Raw genomic sequence first — 20,582 nt, 5'->3', positions numbered from 1 at the left:
ACACTAGTGTCAACGTCATGACCGCCGCCGCGACCCCGCACGACCACGACATCACCGTCGGAGCCGACCAGATCGACTTCATGGGGCATGTCAACAACGCCCATTATCTGAGCTGGGTGCAGGAAGCGGTGCTCGCCCACTGGCGCAAGATCGCGCCGCCCGAGGCAGTGGCGCAGCATCTGTGGGTCGCGCTGAAGCACGAGATCACCTATCGCCGCCCCGCCTTCCTCGACGACCGCGTGATCGCGACGGTGATCCTCGAAAAGGTGCAGGGCGCGCGCGCCTTCTACGAAACGGTAATCAAGCGCGGCGAGGAGGTGCTCGCCGAGGTCAAGTCGAGCTGGTGCTGCATCGACGCCGAAACGCTGCGCCCGGCGCGCCTCGCGAGCGAGGTGGTCGCGCGCTTCTTCCCGAACGAAAAAGTCTAGCGTCGCGGCCGTCAGCGGCCCTCGGCGGAAAGCCGCATGCGGAGCGGCTGCAACTCGCGTTCGGGCACGCGGCCGAGCGAGGCCGCGGGCTTGCCGTCGCGAAGCCGCTTGCGGTCCTTTTCCGAAGGCTCGACCCGCCGCACGCGCACCGGCGCGTGCCCCTGCGCCTTGATGCCGAGTTCCTCCGCCGCGCCGCGCGACAGGTCGATGATCCGCCCGCGCGAGAATGGCCCGCGGTCGTTGACCCGCACGATGATCCGCCGCCCGGTGTCGAGCGCGGTCACCTCGACATAGGTCGGCAGCGGCAAGGTCGTGTGCGCGGCGGTGATCCAGCCGGGGCGGAATTTTTCGCCGTTCGCGGTGCGGTTGCCCGATTCATTCCCGTACCAGCTCGCATAGCCGAGCGCGTCATAGGCGGGCGCGGCGGCGGGCACATAGGTGGTCCCGCGCACCGAATAGGGCTTGCCGATCCGCACCGGCGCATCGCTGACCGGCCGGAAATTGCCGCCGGCGCAAGCCGACAGCATCAAGGCGGCCGCCGCGCTCGCCGATCGGATAATCAAACCCCGTCGCATCGGATCGACCGTAGAGGCGAAGCGCGCGGGGATAAAGGGGTATGGCGGGTCGGGGGTGGGGAGAGCTTACATCCCCCACCATCGTCATTCCCGCGAAAGCGGGAACCCAGAATGGGGTCAGCCGACCCACGCTCTGGGTTCCCGCTTTCGCGGGAATGACGAAGTTATGAGATGCCGAGTCGACAGCCCCCTACGCCGCCTCGAACCGGATCGGCAGCCGCTTGAGTCCGCCGACGAACACCGATTCGACCCGCGCCGGCTCGCCCGCCAGTTCGAGCGATTTCAATCGCGGCAGCAATTCCTCCATCAAAATCCGCATCTCCATCCGCGCCAGATGCTGCCCCAGGCAGACATGCGCGCCGAAGCCGAAGGCGATCTGCTGGTTTTTCGCGCGGTCGGGGTCGAAGGCGAAGGGGTCGGCGAACACCGCCTCGTCGCGGTTCGCCGAGACATAGTTGAGCATCAGCCAGTCGCCCTCGCGGATCGTCTGCCCGCCCAGCTCGACGTCCTCGCGCGCGCTGCGCATGAAATGCTGCACCGGGGTCGACCAGCGGATCGCCTCCTCCATCAGTCCCGCCTTGTCGACCGCCGCATCGCGGAAGCGCGCGAACAGCGCCGGGCTCTTCGCCAGCTCCATCATCGCGCCAGCGGTCGAGGCGCTCGTCGTGTCGTGGCCCGCCGTCGCGACGATCATATAATAGCCCGCGAGTTCGCGATCGGGGATTTGCCCGCCGTCGATCGTCGCATTGGCGATCACCGTCGCGATGTCCTCGCGCGGGTTCGCGCGGCGGTCGGCGGTGAGTTCGCGGAAGTAATTTTCGAAATCGGCGATCACATAATGGAGCATCGCGATCGCCTGCTCGGTGCTCTTGATCGCCTCGCGCCCGCGGTTGAGCTCGGGGTCGGTCGATCCGAACAGCTGCTGGGTCAGCATCAGCATCCGCGGCTCGTCTTCGGCTGGCACCCCCAAAATGTCCATGATCACGCGCAGCGGATAATGCGCCGCGACGTCGCGCGCGAAATCGCATGTCCCGCCCAGCGACAGCATGTGATCGACCGTTTCGCGGGCGAGCTGACGGATGCGGTCTTCGACGATCCGCAGATTCTTCGGCATGAACCAGCCCTGCGTCAGCAGCCGGTATTTCATGTGATCGGGGGCGTCCATCTGCACCAGCGAGCGGATCAGATGCCCGTCGCCCCCCGGCGTCGCGGCGCGCGCGAGCGCCTCACCGTTGCGGTCGGTCAGCACCGTCGGGCGGATGCCGTTCGCGAAACGCTGCGGATCGCGGCTGATCGCCATGATGTCGGCGTGGCGCGTGACGAGCCAGAAGGGATCGTGGGTCGGATTCTCGGCGACCGCCAATGGCGCGTTGGCACGCGCCCAGGCGAGCTGTTCGTGAAGCGGCTCCCACGCGGCATAGGCGGTGGGGTCGATGACCGCGGCGGCAACCTCTCCGGGCAATATAGGTTTTGTCATGCAACGAAACTGCCGCAAGAAAGACCGTCTGTCGAGGCTGAACGGACGCCCGTCGAATAGAGGCCGTGACGCCCCGGCCCGCAGGGCCTAGGCCCTGCAACATTATTACTCGAGTCTGAAATAACGGGGAAGATGCCATGAAATTTACCACGCGCCACCTGCTGCTCGCGACGCTGTCGTCGCTGAGCCTCGCCGCCGCCGGCCCCGCTCTCGCGCAGGACGCCGCCCCCGCCGCGACCCCTGCGGCGACCGCCGCCCCCGCGCCGCTCGCCGACAGCGTGCCGAGCCAGCTTCCGCGCATCGCGCGCCCGTCGCATTACGACATCGCGGTCACCCCCGACGCCAAGGCGCTGACCTTCACCGGCCGCGCCGCCATCGACCTCGACCTGTTCGAAAGCTCGAGCGTCATCACGATGAACGCGCTCGACCTGACCTTCGCCAGCGCGAGCCTCGCGAAGGCCGACGGGTCGGGCAAGGTCCCGCTGACCGTGACGGTCGACGCGGCGGCGCAGACCGTCACCTTCACCGCACCCGCCGCGCTGGCGCCCGGGAAATACAGGCTGACGACCGATTACAAGGGCGTCATCAACACCCAGGCGAACGGCCTCTTCGCCCTCGACTATCCCGACAAGGCGACCGGCGAGCCGCGCCGCGGCCTGTTCACCCAGTTCGAGGCGCCCGACGCGCGCCGCTTCGTGCCCAGCTTCGACGAGCCGAGCTACAAGGCGACCTTCACCCTGACCGCCACCGTCCCGGCGGATCAGCTCGCGGTGAGCAACATGCCGGTCGAGCATGAGATGCCGGCCGCGAACGGCATGAAGATGGTGCATTTCGGCACCTCGCCCCAAATGTCCTCCTACCTCCTCTTCTTCGGCGTCGGCGATTTCGAGCGGATGGCGAAGAAGAGCGAGAGCGGCGCCGAGGTCGGCATCGTCTCGCCCAAGGGATCGGGCGAGCAGGCGCGCTTCGCGCTCGACAGCCTCGGCCCGCTGCTCACTTATTATGGCGACTATTTCGGCCAGCCCTATCCGCTGCCCAAGCTCGACAATATCGCCGGACCCGGCCAGTCGCAATTCTTCGGCGCGATGGAGAATTGGGGCGCGATCTTCACCTTCGAGCGCATCCTGCTCGACGACCCCGCGATCACCAGCGAGGCGACGCGGCAGGGCATCTATGGCGTCCAGGCGCACGAGACCGCGCACCAGTGGTTCGGCGATCTGGTGACGATGGCGTGGTGGGACGACCTCTGGCTCAACGAAGGCTTTGCGAGCTGGATGGCGACCAAGGTCACCGACCATTATCACCCCGAATGGCAGCCGCTGCTGACCCGCGTCGACGGGCGCGAGCGCGCGATGGGGCTCGACGCCTACAAGACCACCCACCCGATCCTGCAGACGATCCGCACCGTCGAGGACGCCAACCAGGCGTTCGACGCGATCACCTATCAGAAGGGCGAGGCGGTCATCTCGATGCTCGAGGCCTATGCCGGCGAGGATGTGTGGCGCGACGGGCTGCGCCGCTACATGGCCGCGCACAAATATGCCAACAGCCGCACCGACGACCTGTGGAACGCCGTCGAGGCGGCGGGCGCCAAGGGGCTGACGGGAATCGCGCACGACTTCACCGGCCAGCCGGGCATCCCGCTGATCCGCATGACTGGCAGCAAGTGCGAGGGCGGTATCAATGTCATCAGTGTGACCCAGGGCGAATTTTCGCGCGACCGCCGCGACACTATCGACGCCGAAGGGCACCGCTGGCGGGTGCCGATGCTCGTCCGCACGATCGGCGGCAAGGACCAGCGCGTCGTCATTCGTGACGGCAAGGAATTGATTAAAGCCGATAATTGCGGCGCCACCATCCTTAACGGCGGTCAACTCGGCTATTTCCGTACCCTCTACACCCCCCAGGCCCTCGACGCGCTGCGCAGCACTTTCGCCAACATCCAGCCGATCGACCAGCTCGGCCTGATCAGCGACAATTTCGCGCTCTCGATCGCCGGCTATCAGCCGATGGGCGCCGCGCTCGGCCTGCTCGCCGCAGCGCCGGCCGACGCCAATCCCTATGTGCTGAGCGAGGCGGCTGGCCGCTATGCGCAGCTTCATGCGACCTTCGACGGCGATGCGGCAACGCAGGCGGCGATTGCGGCGCGCGGCGCGGCGGCGCTGCGTCCGGCGCTGACCCGCCTCGGCTTCGATCCGAAGCAGGGCGAGCCCGCGCTCGACGCGGTGCTGCGCGCCGACGTGATTCGCGCGCTCGGCGCGATGGGCGACGCGGCCGTGCTCGCCGAGGCACGCCGCCGCTTCGCGCTGCTCGACAGCGATCCGAAGGCGCTCGACGGCCCGGCGAAGGCGCTGTGGCTCGATATCGTCGCGACCAACGCCAGCGCCGCCGACTGGGACAAGCTGAACCGGCTGGCCCAGGCGAGCAAGTCGACGGTCGAGCGCAGCACGCTCTACACCCTGCTCGGCGCCGCGAAGGACGACGCGCTTGCGCAGCGCGCGCTCGACCTGTCGCTGACCGCCGAGCCGGGCAAGACGACGAGCGCCGCGATCATCGGCCGCGCCGCCCGTCATCACGCCGACACGACGGTCGCCTTCGTCGACGCGCATCAGGCCGAGGTCGACAAGCTGATCGACGCCTCAGCGCGCGTCCGCTTCCTCGCCGGCCTCGCGATGAACTCGGACGATCCGGCGATGGTCGCGCAGCTCGAAAAGAAGGCGGCCGGTCTGCCCGCCGACGTCCGCAAGCCCTATGAGCGCACGATCGCGGTGCTCAAGGAGCAGGCCGAGAGCAAGCCGCGCATCCAGGCCGAAACCAAGGCCTGGCTCGCGGGGAAGTAGGCCGGCTCGCCGCCTCCGCTCAGGCGGGGACGGCGGCCGCGCCGCCGGGCATGGCGCTCTGCCATTCGGCGAGCGCGCGGCGGATCATGGTCTTCAGCGCCTCGCCCTGCCGCCGCCACGCCGCGGCGTGCGCGCCGGTCCATACCGCCCCGGCGGCGCGGCCAAGTTCGTCGATCGTCAGGTCGACGAAGGCGTCATATTCGTCCGCCGGCAGCGCGCCGTAATTGCGGTGCGTCACGACCAGCTCGGCGACGAGCGGCCAGACCCAGCCTTCGCCGGCCGCGAGCCCGAACAATATCTGCAGCGTCTCGTCGGTCATCCGCCGCGACGCGGCGTCGAGGTTCAGGAAGGCCGGGCGCCGTTCGGGGTAAGCGGCGAGGAAGCGCTCGAACAGCGCGTGGCGGATATCGATGCCGGCGTCGGCGACGGCCATAAGGCTCGCCTCCATCAGCGCGGCATCGCCGCCATCGCTCATTTGAACAGGCTGCCCAATATCCCGCGCATCAGCTGGCCGCCGAGCTTGCCCGCCATCTGGCGGCCGATGCTCGTCGCGGCCGAGCGCGCCGCCGACTGGACCATCTTTTCGGCCATGCTCGGCTTCGCGGCCTCGCGCGCCGCGGCGCGCTCCTGCTGGAGCCGGACGCGCTCCTCGGCCGCCTTGCGTTTCGCCTCTTCCTTGGCGGCGATCGCGGCCTGCTTGTCGGCTTCTTCCTTCGCCTTCGCCTCGGCCGCCGCGGCCTGCGCCTGCTCGGCCTTGGCGGCGAGCAGTTCCTCGGCGCTCTCGCGGTCGACCACCGTGTCATATTTGCCCGCGACCGGCGAGATCGACTGGATGATCGCGCGCTCCTTCGGCTCCAGCGGCCCGGCGCGCGAGCAGGGCGGCTTGATCAGCGTGCGCTCGACCGGCGAGGGCGCACCGTCGGCCATCAGCAGCGACACCAGCGCCTCGCCGACCTTGAGCTCGGTGATCTCGCGCTCGACATCGACCTTCGGGTTGGGGCGGAAGGTTTCGGCGGCGGCCTTCACCGCCTTCTGGTCGCGCGGAGTGAAGGCGCGCAGCGCGTGCTGGACGCGGTTGCCGAGCTGGCCCGCGACCGCCTCGGGCACGTCGATCGGGTTCTGCGTCACGAAATAGACGCCGACGCCCTTCGAGCGGATCAGGCGGACGACCTGTTCGATCTTATCGGTCAGCGCGGGCGGCGCGTCGTCGAACAGCAGATGCGCCTCGTCGAAGAAGAAGACGAGCTTCGGCTTGTCGGGGTCGCCGACCTCGGGCAGCGTCTCGAACATCTCGGAGAGCAGCCAGAGCAGGAAGGTCGCGTAGAGCTTGGGGCTCGCCATCAGCTTGTCGGCGGCGAGGACGTTCACATAGCCGCGGCCCTGGTCGTCGCAGCGGATCATGTCCATGATGTCGAGCGCGGGCTCGCCGAAGAAATGGTCGCCGCCCTGGCTTTCGAGGCTGAGAAGCTGGCGCTGGATCGTGCCCACCGTCGCCTTCGACACATTGCCGTATTTGGTGGTCAGCTCGTCGGCATTCTCGGCGCACCAGGCGAGCATCGCCTGCAGGTCGCCCATGTCGAGGAGCAGCATATTCTGCTCGTCGGCGACCCTGAACGCGATCGCGAGCACGCCTTCCTGCACCTCGTTCAGCCCCATCAGCCGTGCGAGCAGCAGCGGCCCCATTTCGGAGATGGTGGTGCGGATCGGATGGCCCTGCTCGCCGAACAGGTCCCAGAAGATCACCGGATTGTCGCGATAGGCCCAATCGCTATCGCCGATCTCGGCGGCGCGCTTGGCGAAGGGCTCGTGCGTCTTCGCGGTCGGGCTGCCCGCCATCGCGATGCCCGACAGGTCGCCCTTCACGTCGGCGACGAACACCGGCACGCCGACCGCCGAAAAGCCCTCGGCGAGCCCCTGCAAGGTCACCGTCTTGCCGGTGCCGGTCGCCCCGGCGATCAGTCCGTGCCGGTTCGCGCGCTTGAGCACGAGCGACTGGCGGGGCCCGTCGGCCGCACCGCCGCCGCCGAGGCCGAGATAGATTTCAGTCGCTTCGCCGCCTTCGCTCACTTGATGTCCTCCGCTCTGGAAACCTGCCACAAGGTCTAGAGCGGAGGGGGATGGGAGGCAATCGGCAAACCCGGCCCGCTAAGGTGCCTAAAGCCGCAATAGCGCCGCATGCGCGCATCGCAAGCGGTGGCCAGCGACCGGTTTCGGTCCAATCCGATGTGATCCCCGGCGAAAGCCGGGGTCCAGAGCGTAACCGCGCAGCGCCGGCTTTCCAACGCCCTGGACCCCGGCTTTCGCCGGGGATCACCACGCGGGCGGTAGCGGATGTTCCGCGTCCCAACCTTCGTCATTCCCGCAAAAGCGGGAATCCAGAGGCGGGATCGGCCGACGCGCGCTCTGGGTTCCCGCTTTCGCGGGAATGACGAATATGGGAGCAAGTTCGCTCCCCCAAAGGCCGAACCCCTCACCCCATGATGAAGGCGTTCAATTTGTTGCCGTCGGGGTCGCGGAAATAGCCCGCATAGAAGCCCTCGCCGCGCGGCCCCGGCGCCCCTTCGTCGGTGCCGCCGTTGGCGAGCGCGATGTCGTAGAGGCGCTGGACCTGCGCCTCGTCCTTCGCCTCCAGCGCAACCATCACGCCGTTGCCGACGCTCGCGGCGTTGCCGTCATAGGGCTTGGTCAGGCCGATCCCGGCGCCGCCGCCTTCCTTGCCCCACGCGATGAAGCCGTCGAACTCCATCATCCGCGGCACGCCCAGTTCCGCCGCGATCGCATCGTAAAAGACCGCCGCCCTGGCGAGGTCGTTGGTTCCCAGCGTCACATAACCGATCATCGCTTTTCTCCCGACTCGTGACTGATGGAACATAATAGGAACATTTTCTGCGCCGCGCAAAGAAAAAGGGCGCCCGATCCGAAGATCGCGGGCGCCCTTGTCCAAGGTCCTGAGCGGGCGGTTTATTTCCCGTCGATGCGGATCGGGATGAACGCCGGCGGCTGGCCGCGGCGCAGGATTTCGAGCAGCACCGCGTTGCGGCCCGCCTTCTTCGCGTCGGCGAGCGCCTTCGACAGGCCCTCGCTGGTCGTCACCTGGGCGCGGTTGACGCTGAGGATCACGTCTCCGCGGCGCAGGCCCTTGCGGCCCGCGTCGCTGCTGCCGCCGACCGCGGCGATGACGAGGCCCTTCGTGGTCCGCTCGACGCCGATATCGCCCGCGATCGCGGGGGTCAGCGGCTGCACCGCCATGCCGAGCTGATCCTGGATCGCCTGGTCGGCGGTCCCCTTCGGATCCTCGGGCATCGTCTGCTCTTCCTCGGGGTCGAAGCTGCCGCCCGTCAGTTCCTCCTCGGGCGGCCGCGTGCCGACCGCGGCGTTGATCGTCATCGTCTTGCCGTCGCGGATGACCTCGAGCGGGATGCGCGTCCCGGGCTTCACATTGGCGATCAGATAGGACAGCGTCTGCTGCGGCGTGACGTCCTTGCCGTCGACCTTGGTCACCACGTCGCCGCGCTTCAGCCCGGCCTTCGCCGCCGGTCCGCCGTCCTCGACGCGCTGGATGATCTCGCCGCGGTCCTTGGGCAGGCCGAGCGCGGCGGCGAAATCCTCGCCCACCGGCGCGATGCCGATGCCCAGATAGCCGCGCTGCGGCGTTTCTCCGGCCTTGAGCGCCGCGATCACGGGCGCCGCGGCGTCGGCAGGGATGGCGAAGTTGACGCCGATGTTCGCGCCGACGGGCGAAATCAGCATATTGTTGATGCCGACGACATTGCCTTGAAGGTCGAACAGCGGGCCGCCCGAATTGCCGCGGTTGATCGCGGTATCGGTCTGGATATAGCGGTCATAGGCGCCGCCGCTGCCGATGTTGCGCTGCACCGCCGAGATGATCCCCGCGGTGACGGTCGAGCCGAGGCCGAGCGGGTTGCCGATCGCGACCACCCAGTCGCCGACGCGCGCCTTGTTGCTGTCGCCGAAACGCACGAAGGGCAGGCCCGTCGCGTCGATCTTGAGCAGCGCGAGGTCCGAGGTCGCGTCGCGGCCGACGATCTTCGCGCGATATTCCTTCTGGTTGGTCAGCGTGACCGTGACCTCGTTCACCTGCTCGCCGCGCGGGCCGCCGGTGATGACGTGGTTGTTGGTGACGATATAGCCGTCGTCCGAGATCAGGAAGCCCGATCCGCCGCCCTGCTGTTCCTGGGTGATCGGCTCGCGCGTTCCGGCGAAGGGATTGAGCCGCACGCCCAGCGTGACCTCCTGCTTGGTCGAGATGTTGACCACCGCGGGCTGGAGCTGTTCGACGAGGTCGGCGAAGCTTTCGGGTGCGCCCGAGCGGGGCACGACCTTGGCGATCTCGCTCTTCTCGTTCTGCGCCACCTGCGCCCCGACGGGCGATTGGGTGACGAGTGCCAGCGCCGTCCCGCCCACGAGCAGCGCCGAAGTGATGCCATATACATAACGCACGATTGCAATTCCTCTTCGTCTAGGGTCCAGCGTTTCCCGGCGGCGGCTGTCTGCTCCCGGGTGGCTGAACGACGTTTGAACATGAACGGCGGTTGCACAAGCCGTTCATTCAGCGGTCGCGCGGCCGTCAGTCGCCGTGGAACCGCTTCAGATATTCATTGTCGGGCGACAGGATGATCGAGGTCGCGCCACTGCTGTTCTCACCCAGGAAGGTCTGGCGATAGCTCTGCATGGCGCGATAGAAATCATAGAATTCGGGATCCTTGCCATAGCTCGCGGCATAGATGCGCGCCGCCTCGCCGTCGGCGTTGCCGCGGATGATCTGGGCTTCCTTCTGGCCCTCGGCGCGGATCGCCGTCGCCTCCTGCTCGCGCGCGGTGCGCATCCGGTTGTAGGCGGCGTCGAGCGTCGCGCCTTCGGGAAGGTCGGCGCGCTTGATCCGGACGTCGATGATCTCGGCCCCATATTTGCGGGCCTCGCGGTTGAGCGCGACCTGTATATTGTCCATCACCGCACCGCGTTCGGGCGACAGCAGGGTCGCGAAGGTGCGCTTGCCCAGCTCGTTGCGCAACGAAGAACCGAGGATCGTCGCGAGCTGCTGCTGCAATCGGTCCTCGGTGCGGATCGCGGTGTACATCCGCACCGGATCGGTGATGCGGAAACGGGCGAAGGCGTCGACCTGCAGCCGCTGCTGGTCGGTCGAGAGCACCTGCTGGCGTTCCATGTTGATGCCCAGGATGCGCTTGTCGATGATCTGGATATTGTCGAAGAAGGGAATGCGGAGCACGAGCCCCGCGCCCGAATGGCCGAAATCCTCGCCCTTCTTATATTTGTTCACCGTCGCCTCGATCTCGCCGAAGCGCAGGATGAGCGCCTGCTTGTCCTCGGGCACGACCGAAACGGTCATCGAGATGAGGACGAGCAGCGCAAGAACGGCAATCAGCAGCCGCATGGGCCGGCGGAGCAGAGTCTCGAACATCACTGGCCTCCCTTCGCCACGGAATCGGCGGCGGCACGCCGCTGCACCTCGGGAAGCGGCAGATAAGGGGTCACGCCGCGCGGCTCGACGATCGTCTTGTCGGCCTTCGACAACACCGCCTCCATCGTCTCGTAATAGAGGCGGCGGCGCGTGACCGCGGGCGACAGCTTGTACTGTTCGTAAATCTTGTCGAACGCCGCGGTCTGGCCCCGCGCGCCTTCGAGCACCTGCTGCTCGTAAGCCCGCGCGAGGTTGATCGCCGATTCGCGCTCCTGCCGCGCCGCGGTCACTTCCTTGAACGCCTCGTCGACCTGCTTCGGCGGGTCGGCCTGGCGGATCGCGATGCCCTGGATCAGCACGCCGGCGCGATACTGGTCGAGCAGGTCCTGCATGCGCTGCTGCACCTGCGATTCGATCTCCACGCGGCCGGGACCGATCGCCTGGACGAGGTCGAAATTGGCGACCGTCGCGCGCATCGAGCTCTCGGCGACCTCGCGAATCGTGTCCTCGGGCTCGGCGAGCTGGAAGATGAAAAGCTCCGGATCGCGGATCGACCAGCGGACCTCATAGGCGAGATCGACGATGCTCTGGTCGCGGGTCAGCACGAAATTCTCGTCGGTCGCATTGGGCGAACCGATCGCCATCGTGCGGATCGCGCGAACATCCTCGAGCCGGATGCGCTCGAACGGCGGCGGAAGGGTGAATTTGACGCCCGGGCCGACGGTGCGCGAATAGCTGCCGAGGCGCGTGACGACGCCTTCCTTTTCGGGCGGCACGACATGGACGGTCGAGAAGAGGAGGACGACGGCGACGATCGCGAGGATCGCCCATTTCCACCACCGCGCCGACGCCGACAGGTCGAACCCGTCCCCGCCGCCGCCCGATCCGCCCCCGCCGCCGAAGCTGCCGCGCCCCTTGCGCAGCAGTTCGTCGAGCGCGGAGGGGCCGCGCGGCTTGCGCCCGCGCGCGGTGTCGGCAGGGTCGGGCGTGACCCAGGGATTGCGCGGGCCGGGCTTCTTGCCGCCGCCCTTTCCGTCGTCGCCGTCCTTGGGACCATTGCCCCACGGGCTGTTCGCCATCTGGCTGATCGAATCGAAAATTCGCCGCAATCCCCCCGGAGTGCGGCGCCCTATCGTACCGTCATTGTCGTTGCTCATGCTGCAGTTATAGGGTCGGCGGGCGCGATTAACAGGGGGGTCGCGCGAAAATGGCTGGCATTCCCCCGCGCCATGCCTATTTCGCCGGGGCATGACCGACATCGCTCCCCTCGCCAGCATCGCCACCGACCTCAGCGGCGGCCGCACCTCGGGCCTCCGCTTTCTCGACGATGCGGGCACGCTCGCGATCGTCCTCGACGTCACCGGATTGGCCGAAAGCGATCGCAAGCCGCTTGAGGAAAAGCTGCGCGCCGGGCTGCTCGCGCGGTCAGGCGTCGCCGAGGTCCGCATCGCGATGACCGCGGAGAAGAAGGCGCTGACAATCATCGCGGTCGGCAGCGGCAAGGGCGGGGTCGGCAAATCGACCCTCGCCGCCAACCTCGCGGTCGCGCTCCAGCGGCGCGGGGTTAAGGTCGGGCTGGTCGACGCCGACATCTATGGCCCCTCGCTCCCCAGGCTGCTCGACAGCGAGGGCGTCAAGCCCGAGGCGCGCGGGTCGAAGCTGGTTCCCGTCCCCAACGCCTATGGCGTACCGATGCTGTCGACCGGGCAGATCGCGGCGCCCGGCCAGGCGATCGCGTGGCGCGGCCCGATGGCGGGGAAGGCCCTGGAGCAGCTCGTCGACGCGAGCTGGGGCGACATCGACACGCTGGTCGTCGACCTGCCCCCCGGCACCGGCGACGTCCAGCTCACCATGATCCAGCGCCACAAGCCCGCGGGCGCGGTGATCGTGTCGACCCCGCAGGACCTCGCGCTGATCGACGCCGCGCGCGCGATCAGCCTGTTCGAGCAGGCCGACGTGCCGATCGTCGGGCTCGTCGAGAATATGGCGGGCTATGCCTGCCCGCACTGCGGCGAGGTCAGCGATCCGTTCGGCAGCGGCGGCGCCGAGGCGGCGGCGAAGGCGATGGGGCTCGATTTCCTCGGCCGCGTTCCGCTCGCGATGGGCATCCGCCTCGCGAGCGACGGCGGCGTTCCTCCCGCGGCGGGAACCGACCCCGCGGGCGAGCCGTTCCACGCCGTGGCGGCGAAGGTCGCCGACTGGCTCGACGCACGAAAGGGACGCTGAATGGCGATCAACGACGAAGGCGAGATCCGCGAACTGCTGGGCCGGCCGCGCCGCATCGCGGTGGTCGGCGCCTCGCCGAACCCGGCGCGCGCCTCGAACGAGGTGCTCGGCTTCCTCGTCCGCCAGGGGCATGACGTGATCGCGGTCAATCCGGGGCACGCGGGCAAGACGATCCACGGCGCCCCCGTCGTCGCGACCCTCGCCGACGTCGAGCCGCCCGCCGAGATTGTCGACATCTTCCGCAACAGCGCCGAAGCCGGCCGGGCGGTCGACGACGCGATCGTCCACGGCGCGAAGGCGGTGTGGATGCAGATCGGCGTGATCGACGAAGCCGCGGCGAAGCGCGCCGCCGATGCGGGGCTGATCGTCGTGATGGACCGCTGCCCCATGGTCGAGATTCCGCGGCTGGGACTGCTGCGATAGGGTCAATCGTCGCCCCTGCGAAGGCAGGGGCCGCTATCGGCCTTGCGCCATGTTGCCAGCGGCCCCTGCCTTCGCAGGGGCGACGGAGAAATATAGGCTTTGCCTCCCCTTCGCGCCCCGACTATCAGCAGCGGGCATGGGCGGCATTCGCGACACGGTGGGGAGGAAATCGGGGCGGGCGCCGCTGGTCACGCGCCGCTCGCTGCTGATCGGCGCGACCGCCGCCGGTGGGCTCGCGCTTGCCTGGTCGGTGTGGCCGCGCGATTACCGGCCGAACCTCACCGCCGCCCCCGACGAGCATATCTTCAACGCCTTTCTGAAAATCGGCGACGACGGCCATATCAGCGCGGTCGTCCCGCAGTGCGAGATGGGCCAGGGCGTCACCACGCTGCTGCCGCAGATCATGGCCGACGAGCTCGGCGCCGACTGGCGGACGATCGCCGTGGAGACTGCGCCGATCAGCCCGCTCTATGCCAACACGCTGCTGGTGGACGAGGATAGCGCGGCCTTCATGCCGCGTGCCGGCGTCCCCGATTTCGTGCAGGACGTGCGAAGCTGGGCGCGGCGCGAATGGGCGGTGCGCCACGCGGTGATGCTGACCGCCAACTCGTCGTCGGTGCGGATGTTCGAGGCGCCGTGCCGCGACGCCGCGGCGCAGGCGCGCGCACTGCTGATGATGGAGGCGGCGCGGCGCTGGGACGCGAACTGGGAGGATTGCGACACGCAGGACGGCTTCGTCCTCCTTGGGCAGAAGCGGCTGCGCTTCGGCGAGCTGGCGGCGGGCGCGGCGAAGCTCGAACCGCCCGCGACCCCCGTCTATCGCGCGTCGAGCGCCGACCCGCTCTACGGCAAGGAACTGACGCGGCTCGACCTGCCCGCCAAGGTCGACGGATCGGCGAATTTCGCGGGCGACATCCGCCTGCCCGACATGGTCTATGCCGCGATCCGGCAGGGACCGGTCGGCGTGACGCGGCTCAAGAGCATCGACAGGAAGGCGGGGCTCGCCTCACCCGGCGTGCTGTCCGTCGTCGAGCATGAGCGCTGGGTCGCCGCGGTCGCGCGCAACTGGTGGGCGGCGAACCGCGCGCTCGACCGTTTCGCGCCGGTGTTCGAGACGCGGGGAATCCCGGTGTCGAGCGAGGGCATCGACCGGGCGCTCGAGTCCGCGCTCGCCGCCGACGGCTATCGCATCGCGAAAAAGGGCGACGTCGCCGAGGCGATGGAAGGCCGCACGAAGATTTCCGCCGAATATCTGGTCGCCCCCGCGCTCCACGCGGGGATCGAGACCCGCACCGCGACCGCCGCGGTCGACGGCGAGCGGCTGCGCGTCTGGGTGGCGACGCAAGCGCCCGCACAGTGCCGCGACGCGATCGCCGCCGCGACCGGGCTCGCGCCGGGCGCGGTGACGCTGTTCCCGATGATGGCGGGGGGCTCGTTCGATGCTTGCCTCGACCATAGCGTCGCGGCGCAGGCGGCGATCATCGCGCGGCAGGTGAAGCGCCCGGTGCAGCTCGCCTGGTCGCGCGCCGAAGAGATCATGCGCGTGCCGCCGCGCGCGCCGGCGCGCGCGAAGATGGTCGCGACCTTGAACGCCGCGGGCGGCATCGACGCGCTCGTCAGCCGCATCGCGGTGCCGCCGACCAATCACGAGGTCCGCGCCCGGCTGTTCGATAACCTTCCCGCCGACGCCGCGCAGCGCGAGGCCGCAGGGTCGCCCGACGCCGCCGCGGTCGAGGGCGCCGCCCCGCTTTATGCGATCCCGCATGTCGCGGTCGACCATTGCCCGGCCGACATCGGCCTGCCGACCGCGCGCTGGCGCGGCAACGCCGACAGCTACACCGCCTTCTTCACCGAATGTTTCGTCGACGAGATGGCGGCGCGCGCGGGATCGGATGCGCTGTCCTATCGCATGGCGATGCTCAGCGACGCGCCGCTGCTCGCGCGCTGTCTGCTCACCGCGACGACGCTCGGCGGCTGGGAAGGCGGCATCGCGGGCAGCGCGCAGGGGCTCGCCTGCCACGCGATGCGCGGCAGCTACATCGCGCTAATGGCGACCGCGCGCCAGAGCGACAAGGGGCTGCAGGTCGAACAGCTCGTCGCCGTCGTCGACGCCGGGCGTCTCGTCAATCCGGCGATCGCGCGCCAGCAGGTCGAGGGCGGACTGATCTTCGGCCTCGCCGCCGCGGTCGGCGCGACGACCGACTATCAAGGCGGGGTCGCGACCGCGCGCAAGCTGCACCAGCTCGGGCTCCCCAAATTGTCCCAGACGCCGCAGATATTGATCGAATTTCTCGACAGCGACCGCGAACCCGGCGGGCTGGGCGAGATCGGCGTGCCCGTCGTCGCCCCGGCGATCGCCAACGCGATGTTCGCCGCGACCGGCCGCCGCATCCGCCGCCTTCCCCTGTCGGGGCATCCGGCATGACCGCGGCGCCCGATGTCGGCGTGCTGCTCGTCAACCTCGGCACCCCCGACGCGCCCGAGCCCGGGGCGGTGCGCCGCTATCTCGCCGAATTTCTGTCCGACCGCCGCGTCGTCGAAATCCCGCCGCTCGTCTGGCAACCGATCCTGCGCGGGGCGATCCTCACCACTCGGCCGAGGAAATCGGCGCGCGCTTATGCCGAGGTGTGGACCGATGCGGGGTCACCGCTCGCCGCGATCACGCGCGCGCAGGCGGAGGCGCTGCAGGCGGCGCTCGGCGACGGCGTCCGCGTCACCCATGCGATGCGCTACGGCGCGCCCGCGATCGGCCCGGCGATCGACGCGCTGACCGCCGAAGGGTGCGAGCGCATCCTCGTCGCGCCGCTCTATCCGCAATATTGCGCCGCGACGACCGCGACCGCGGTCGATGCGGCCGGCGACCATCTGAAGCGATTGCGCCGCCAGCCGGCGCTGCGTTTCCTGCCGCCCTATCCGGGCGACCCCGCCTATATCGCCGCGCTGAAGGCGTCGGTCGAAAGCGGCCTCGCCGCGCTCGATTTCGCGCCCGACGTGCTGCTCGCGAGCTTCCACGGCATGCCCGAGCGGACGCGGCGGCTCGGCGATCCCTATCACGACCAGTGCCGCGACACCGCACGCCGCCTGTCCGATGCGCTCGCCCGCCCGGTCGAGGTCGCCTTCCAGTCGCGCTTCGGCCGCGCGAAATGGCTCGAGCCCGCGACTGACGCGACGCTCGCGGCACTGGGCGCGGCGGGACAGAGCGTCGCCGTCTTCGCCCCGGGCTTCGCCGCCGACTGCCTCGAAACGCTCGAGGAACTGGCGATCCGCGGCAAGGCACAGTTCGCGGCGGCGGGCGGGCGCGACTTCGCCTATCTGCCCTGCCTCAACGCTGGCGCGCCGGGGATGGCGCTCATCGAAGCGCTGGTGCGGCGCGAACTCGGCGGCTGGATATAGGGACAACGCTTACCTCCTGTTTAACTCCTTCGCCTAGACTTGGGCCCGCGCGAGTCCCGGCAGCCGCCGGGCGCCAGTTCGGGAGGTCGCCCCATGAGCCAGGTCCAATCGGCAGCGCTGACGCTGGCCGGCGTCACGGCCCTGTTTCTGCTCGCGGTTTTCGCGATCTGGTGGCTGCGCCGCCCGCGCGCCGAGACCGCGCCGCGCATGCCCAAGGCACCCAGGATACCCCGCGAAAGCAAGCTCCCGAAACTGACGCATAAGGCCCGCGATCCCGAACCACCGGTCGAAATCGCCCCGGCGCGCCTCGCGCGGATCAGCGCCAGACCGGTGCTCGACCAGCTCAGCGAGCCCGTGCCGCAGCCAACCGCGCCCAAAGCGCCCGCACCCGCCGCCTCCATCGCGCCGCTGGCGACCGAGACTCCGGCCGCGCCCTCGCTCGAAGCCAGCCTCGAAGCGATGGCGGCGGCGGTCGAGCGACACGCCTCCGCGCCCGACCTCGCGCGCGGCGTCCGGCTGATCCCGCGCATCCCGCCGCGCGACGCGATCCACACCCGAAGCTGGATAGGCGGCCGGCCGCGGCTTCCCGAGGCGGTCGACTGGCCGCGCATCGACGGCGCGCGCGCCGATTTCCTCGCCCAGATCGCCTGCGCCGACCTGCCCGCCGAGCTGTGGGACGGGCTCGGCCCGCGCGACGGCTGGCTCGCCGTCTTCGGCCATCCCGATACCGGCGCAGCGACCGCGCTGCACCTGCCCGAGGCGGGCCCGCCGCGCGAGCCGCCGCACGCGCCTGGCGAGGCGTGGTTCGCTCCCTATGGGGCGCTGCGCTTCGGCGACCTCGCCGCGCTCGCGGTGCGGGCCCTTCCCGAGTGGCCGGTCGACCTCGTCCCCGCAGACGAAACCGCGCCCGACGCGGCCACCGCCGATCCGCTCGCGGGCCGCGATTACGACATCGCCGACCCGGCCTTCCACCCCTTCGACTGGGACACGATGCTCGCGATGGCGGCGATCCTCGAACGGCGCGTGGCGCAGCTCGCGACCGGGGCCGACGCACCCGCCGACGCCAGCGACGAACTGGCGCTCGCGCTCGCCGACGCCGCCGAAGCCAATCGCGAGGCCACGGCGAGCGCCGCCGAGATCATCGGCATCATCCGCGAAAGCGCGAACACGCATGTCTTCACCGCCAGCGATGCGACCGCGGTGATGGCGGCGCTCCACGCGATCCGCTGGATCCATGTCGGATGCGACCCCGATCCCGAAACCGGCGAAGACCATGTCGAGACGCTCGAACTGCCGCTGACCCGCCACCATCCCGGCGCGCCATTGTGGGTCGAGGATTATCGCGCACTGCTGTTCGATCATGCCAAGCACGCCTGGTGCGCCGACCCCGACCGGCTGTCGGCCCCCGCGCGCGCCTGGTTCGAGCCGCTGTGGCAGGCGCTCGGCGCGCGCGAGGCCGCGACGATGGGGCATATCCCCTCGCGCTATCTCGCCGATTTCGACGACGAGCGCGACGCGGTGCTGATCGAGCTGCCGACCAGCGGACTGATGAGCCGCCGCGCGGGCGACGCGGGCAGCGTCGCGCTGATCATCCGCAAGGCCGACCTCGCCGCCGGCGACTTTTCGCGCCTCCGCACGCAGCGGATGAACTGACGCGCGATAGGGTCCTGAATAGCTTTGCGATTGACGTAACGGTCAACTTGCGGGGCCATGCGCCGCATCCTAATCAAGAGCCAATAGACTCATGTGGGAGAGCAGCAGACATGGCACGCATCGCAATCGTCACCGGCGGCAGCCGCGGCATCGGGGAAGCGATCTCGCTGAGGCTTCAGGCGGACGGCGTCACCGTCGTCGCCAACTATGCCGGCAACGACGAAAAGGCGAAGGCCTTCACCGATCGCACCGGCATCCCGGCGTATAAATGGGACGTCGGCGACCATCAGGCGTGCCTCGACGGCTGCGCGCGCGTCGCCGCGGAGGTCGGTCCGGTCGACATCGTCGTCAATAACGCCGGCATCACCCGCGACGGCACGCTCGCGCGGATGACCTACGACGACTGGCACGACGTCATGCGCATCAACCTCGGCGGCTGTTTCAACATGGCGAAGGCCTGCTTCCCCGGCATGGTCGAGCGCGGCTGGGGCCGCATCGTCAACATCGGGTCGATCAACGGCCAGGCGGGGCAATACGGCCAGGTCAATTACGCCGCCGCCAAGTCGGGCATCCACGGCTTCACCAAGGCGCTCGCGCAGGAAGGCGCGAAGAAGGGCGTCACCGTGAACGCGATCGCGCCGGGCTATATCGACACCGACATGGTCGCCGCGGTCCCCGCACCGGTGCTCGAAAAGATCGTCGCGAAGATTCCGGTCGGCCGCCTCGGCCAGGCCGACGAGATCGCGCGCGGCGTCGCCTTCCTGTGCAGCGAGAATGCCGGCTTCGTCACCGGATCGACGATGAGCATCAACGGTGGGCAGCATATGTATTGAGTGCAGGGAGTGAAATACCTCTCTGCCCCGTTCGCATCGAGCGACGTCGAGATGCCCTTCGGCCTTGCGCCATCTCGACGGGTGTCTCGACTTCGGCCGAAGGCCGAAGTTTATCCTGAGCGCCTGCCAAGGCAGTCGAAGGGCTCGACACGAACGGAACAGGGGGCGTGATCGCATATCACCCCCCGGTCAAGCGCTCGGTGACTATCGCCGGCCACCCGACCTCGATCAGCCTCGAACCCGTCTTCTGGGACGCGCTCGAGGCCGAGGCGGCGCGGCTGGACCTCCCGGTCAACGCCCTCGTCGCGCGGATCGACGTCGAGCGGATGGAGGCGGACGATCCGCCGAACCTGACCTCGGCGATCCGGCAATGGTTGTGGGGCAAGCGCGCGGGCAGTCAGAGCGCGGCGTAGATCGCCCGCCCGAACGCCGCGCCGCCGTCGGGCGCGAAGTTCAGGAAGAGTGAAGGCTCGATCAGTTCGAGTTCCATGATGTGCATGCGGCCCGCCGCGTCGCCGACCATGTCGACGCGCGCATAGACGGGCGGCGCGGGGGCGGCTGCCAGCGCCGCAGCGGCGAGCGCCTGCGCCTCGCCGCTCGCTTCCCACGCCGCTTCGCGCCCGCCGAATTGCGACTGGACGCGGAAATCGCCCGCGGCGGGGCGCTTGACGATCGCGTGGCTGAAGCGGCCGGCGAAGAAGAAGAGCGACACTTCGCCTTCGGTCAATATGCCGGGCATCAACGGCTGGACGAGGCGGCGCTGGCCGAATGCGTCGTCGGGCACCGGCGCATCCGGCGCGAGGCGGTGAGTGCCGTCCGCGCCGCCCGAGATCGCAGGTTTGATCACCACCTCTTCGGCGCCCAGTTTCGCGCGCGCCTCCGTGAGACTCGCGTCGTCGAGCGCCGCGACCTCGATCGTCGGCACCACCGCGACGCCGGCGGCGCCCAGTTCGGCCAGATAGGCCTTGTCGCTGTTCCAGCGCAGCACCGGCACCGGATTGACCATGGGCAGCGCCTCGGCCTCCAGCCGGTCGAGCAGCGCATACCAGCGCGCCGGGTCTCGCTGATAGCCCCAGGCGAACAGCGGCAGGACCAGGTCGAAACCGGTCAGGTCGCCGGGATCGGTCCATGCCCGCTGCTCGACCGCGAGCCCGGCGCCCGCCAGCGCCGCCGCCTTGCGCGCGAAGGCGGGCTGCCATTTTTCATGATAGTCTGGCGCCGGAACGAGGATCGCGACGCGCGGCTGATAGGGCATGAGGTCATTCCTGTAGCCCCTCCCCTTCAGGGGAGGGGT

The 20,582-nt window shown here is 69.1% G+C and carries 18 protein-coding genes; 9 read left to right on the top strand and 9 right to left on the bottom strand.

Annotation, left to right across the window (positions count from 1 at the left end):
• The first annotated feature begins 17 nt into the window (after window positions 1–17).
• Complete coding sequence (locus ACOTSS_RS00760) at window positions 18–428, top strand: acyl-CoA thioesterase (RefSeq protein ID WP_095386936.1); 411 nt, start codon at window positions 18–20, stop codon at window positions 426–428.
• A gap of 11 nt (window positions 429–439) precedes the next feature.
• Here ACOTSS_RS00760 and ACOTSS_RS00755 read toward each other — a convergent pair whose 3' ends face one another.
• Window positions 440–955 (bottom strand): septal ring lytic transglycosylase RlpA family protein, encoded by a 516-nt coding sequence (locus tag ACOTSS_RS00755; RefSeq protein ID WP_448691383.1) that lies wholly within the window; start codon window positions 953–955, stop codon window positions 440–442.
• A gap of 238 nt (window positions 956–1,193) precedes the next feature.
• Window positions 1,194–2,480: a cytochrome P450 gene (locus ACOTSS_RS00750; RefSeq protein ID WP_448689663.1), complete on the bottom strand. Its 1,287-nt coding sequence runs from the start codon at window positions 2,478–2,480 to the stop codon at window positions 1,194–1,196.
• Between the two features lie 137 nt (window positions 2,481–2,617).
• Between ACOTSS_RS00750 and ACOTSS_RS00745 the strand changes: the two genes are divergently transcribed.
• Complete coding sequence (locus ACOTSS_RS00745; protein ID WP_448689662.1) at window positions 2,618–5,320, top strand: M1 family metallopeptidase; 2,703 nt, start codon at window positions 2,618–2,620, stop codon at window positions 5,318–5,320.
• Between the two features lie 19 nt (window positions 5,321–5,339).
• Here ACOTSS_RS00745 and ACOTSS_RS00740 read toward each other — a convergent pair whose 3' ends face one another.
• The 6 genes from ACOTSS_RS00740 to hflK form a co-directional block, all read right to left on the bottom strand.
• Window positions 5,340–5,795: a globin gene (locus ACOTSS_RS00740; protein WP_448689661.1), complete on the bottom strand. Its 456-nt coding sequence runs from the start codon at window positions 5,793–5,795 to the stop codon at window positions 5,340–5,342.
• Window positions 5,792–7,387, bottom strand: coding sequence for a helicase HerA-like domain-containing protein (locus ACOTSS_RS00735; RefSeq protein WP_448689660.1), 1,596 nt, complete (start codon window positions 7,385–7,387; stop codon window positions 5,792–5,794). Before ACOTSS_RS00735 ends, ACOTSS_RS00740 begins: the two co-directional genes overlap by 4 nt.
• Before the next feature lie 403 nt (window positions 7,388–7,790).
• Window positions 7,791–8,159, bottom strand: a complete 369-nt coding sequence (locus tag ACOTSS_RS00730) for a VOC family protein (protein WP_095386931.1) — start codon at window positions 8,157–8,159, stop codon at window positions 7,791–7,793.
• Between the two features lie 122 nt (window positions 8,160–8,281).
• Window positions 8,282–9,781: a Do family serine endopeptidase gene (locus tag ACOTSS_RS00725; protein WP_448689659.1), complete on the bottom strand. Its 1,500-nt coding sequence runs from the start codon at window positions 9,779–9,781 to the stop codon at window positions 8,282–8,284.
• A gap of 127 nt (window positions 9,782–9,908) precedes the next feature.
• Window positions 9,909–10,760, bottom strand: coding sequence for a protease modulator HflC (hflC, locus tag ACOTSS_RS00720; protein WP_448689658.1), 852 nt, complete (start codon window positions 10,758–10,760; stop codon window positions 9,909–9,911).
• Complete coding sequence (hflK, locus tag ACOTSS_RS00715; RefSeq protein ID WP_448689657.1) at window positions 10,760–11,917, bottom strand: protease modulator HflK; 1,158 nt, start codon at window positions 11,915–11,917, stop codon at window positions 10,760–10,762. Before hflK ends, hflC begins: the two co-directional genes overlap by 1 nt.
• Before the next feature lie 91 nt (window positions 11,918–12,008).
• On the opposite strand from hflK, the gene ACOTSS_RS00710 reads away from it, so the two are divergent.
• The 7 genes from ACOTSS_RS00710 (at window position 12,009) to ACOTSS_RS00680 (ending at window position 19,701) form a co-directional block, all read left to right on the top strand.
• Window positions 12,009–12,986, top strand: coding sequence for an Mrp/NBP35 family ATP-binding protein (locus ACOTSS_RS00710; protein ID WP_448689656.1), 978 nt, complete (start codon window positions 12,009–12,011; stop codon window positions 12,984–12,986).
• Window positions 12,987–13,409, top strand: a complete 423-nt coding sequence (locus tag ACOTSS_RS00705) for a CoA-binding protein (protein ID WP_448689655.1) — start codon at window positions 12,987–12,989, stop codon at window positions 13,407–13,409.
• 136 nt (window positions 13,410–13,545) lie between these two features.
• A complete protein-coding gene (locus ACOTSS_RS00700; protein WP_448689654.1) occupies window positions 13,546–15,834 on the top strand; it encodes a molybdopterin cofactor-binding domain-containing protein in 2,289 nt (762 codons plus the stop codon).
• On the top strand, window positions 15,831–16,802 hold the full coding sequence (gene hemH, locus ACOTSS_RS00695; RefSeq protein WP_448689653.1) for a ferrochelatase: 972 nt from the start codon (window positions 15,831–15,833) through the stop codon (window positions 16,800–16,802). Before ACOTSS_RS00700 ends, hemH begins: the two co-directional genes overlap by 4 nt.
• Window positions 16,803–16,895: 93 nt before the next feature.
• Window positions 16,896–18,455 carry a DUF1963 domain-containing protein gene (locus ACOTSS_RS00690; protein ID WP_448689652.1) on the top strand — a complete coding sequence of 520 codons (1,560 nt, stop codon included), beginning with the start codon at window positions 16,896–16,898 and terminating at the stop codon, window positions 18,453–18,455.
• Window positions 18,456–18,565: 110 nt separating this feature from the next.
• Window positions 18,566–19,288 carry an acetoacetyl-CoA reductase gene (phbB, locus tag ACOTSS_RS00685; protein WP_448689651.1) on the top strand — a complete coding sequence of 241 codons (723 nt, stop codon included), beginning with the start codon at window positions 18,566–18,568 and terminating at the stop codon, window positions 19,286–19,288.
• Between the two features lie 167 nt (window positions 19,289–19,455).
• The gene (locus ACOTSS_RS00680; RefSeq protein ID WP_448689650.1) at window positions 19,456–19,701 is read left to right on the top strand and encodes a ribbon-helix-helix domain-containing protein; all 246 of its coding nucleotides are present in this window, start codon (window positions 19,456–19,458) and stop codon (window positions 19,699–19,701) included.
• On the opposite strand, the gene ACOTSS_RS00675 is transcribed toward ACOTSS_RS00680, so the two are convergent.
• On the bottom strand, window positions 19,686–20,543 hold the full coding sequence (locus ACOTSS_RS00675) for an ATP-grasp domain-containing protein (RefSeq protein WP_448689649.1): 858 nt from the start codon (window positions 20,541–20,543) through the stop codon (window positions 19,686–19,688). The two genes, ACOTSS_RS00680 and ACOTSS_RS00675, sit on opposite strands and share 16 nt — an antisense overlap.
• Window positions 20,544–20,582 lie beyond the last annotated feature (39 nt).

The sequence above is a fragment of the Sphingopyxis sp. NJF-3 genome, assembly GCF_053514865.1.
The sequence above is the reverse complement of the archived record's forward strand: the minus strand, read 5'-3'. Positions and strand labels throughout refer to the sequence as shown.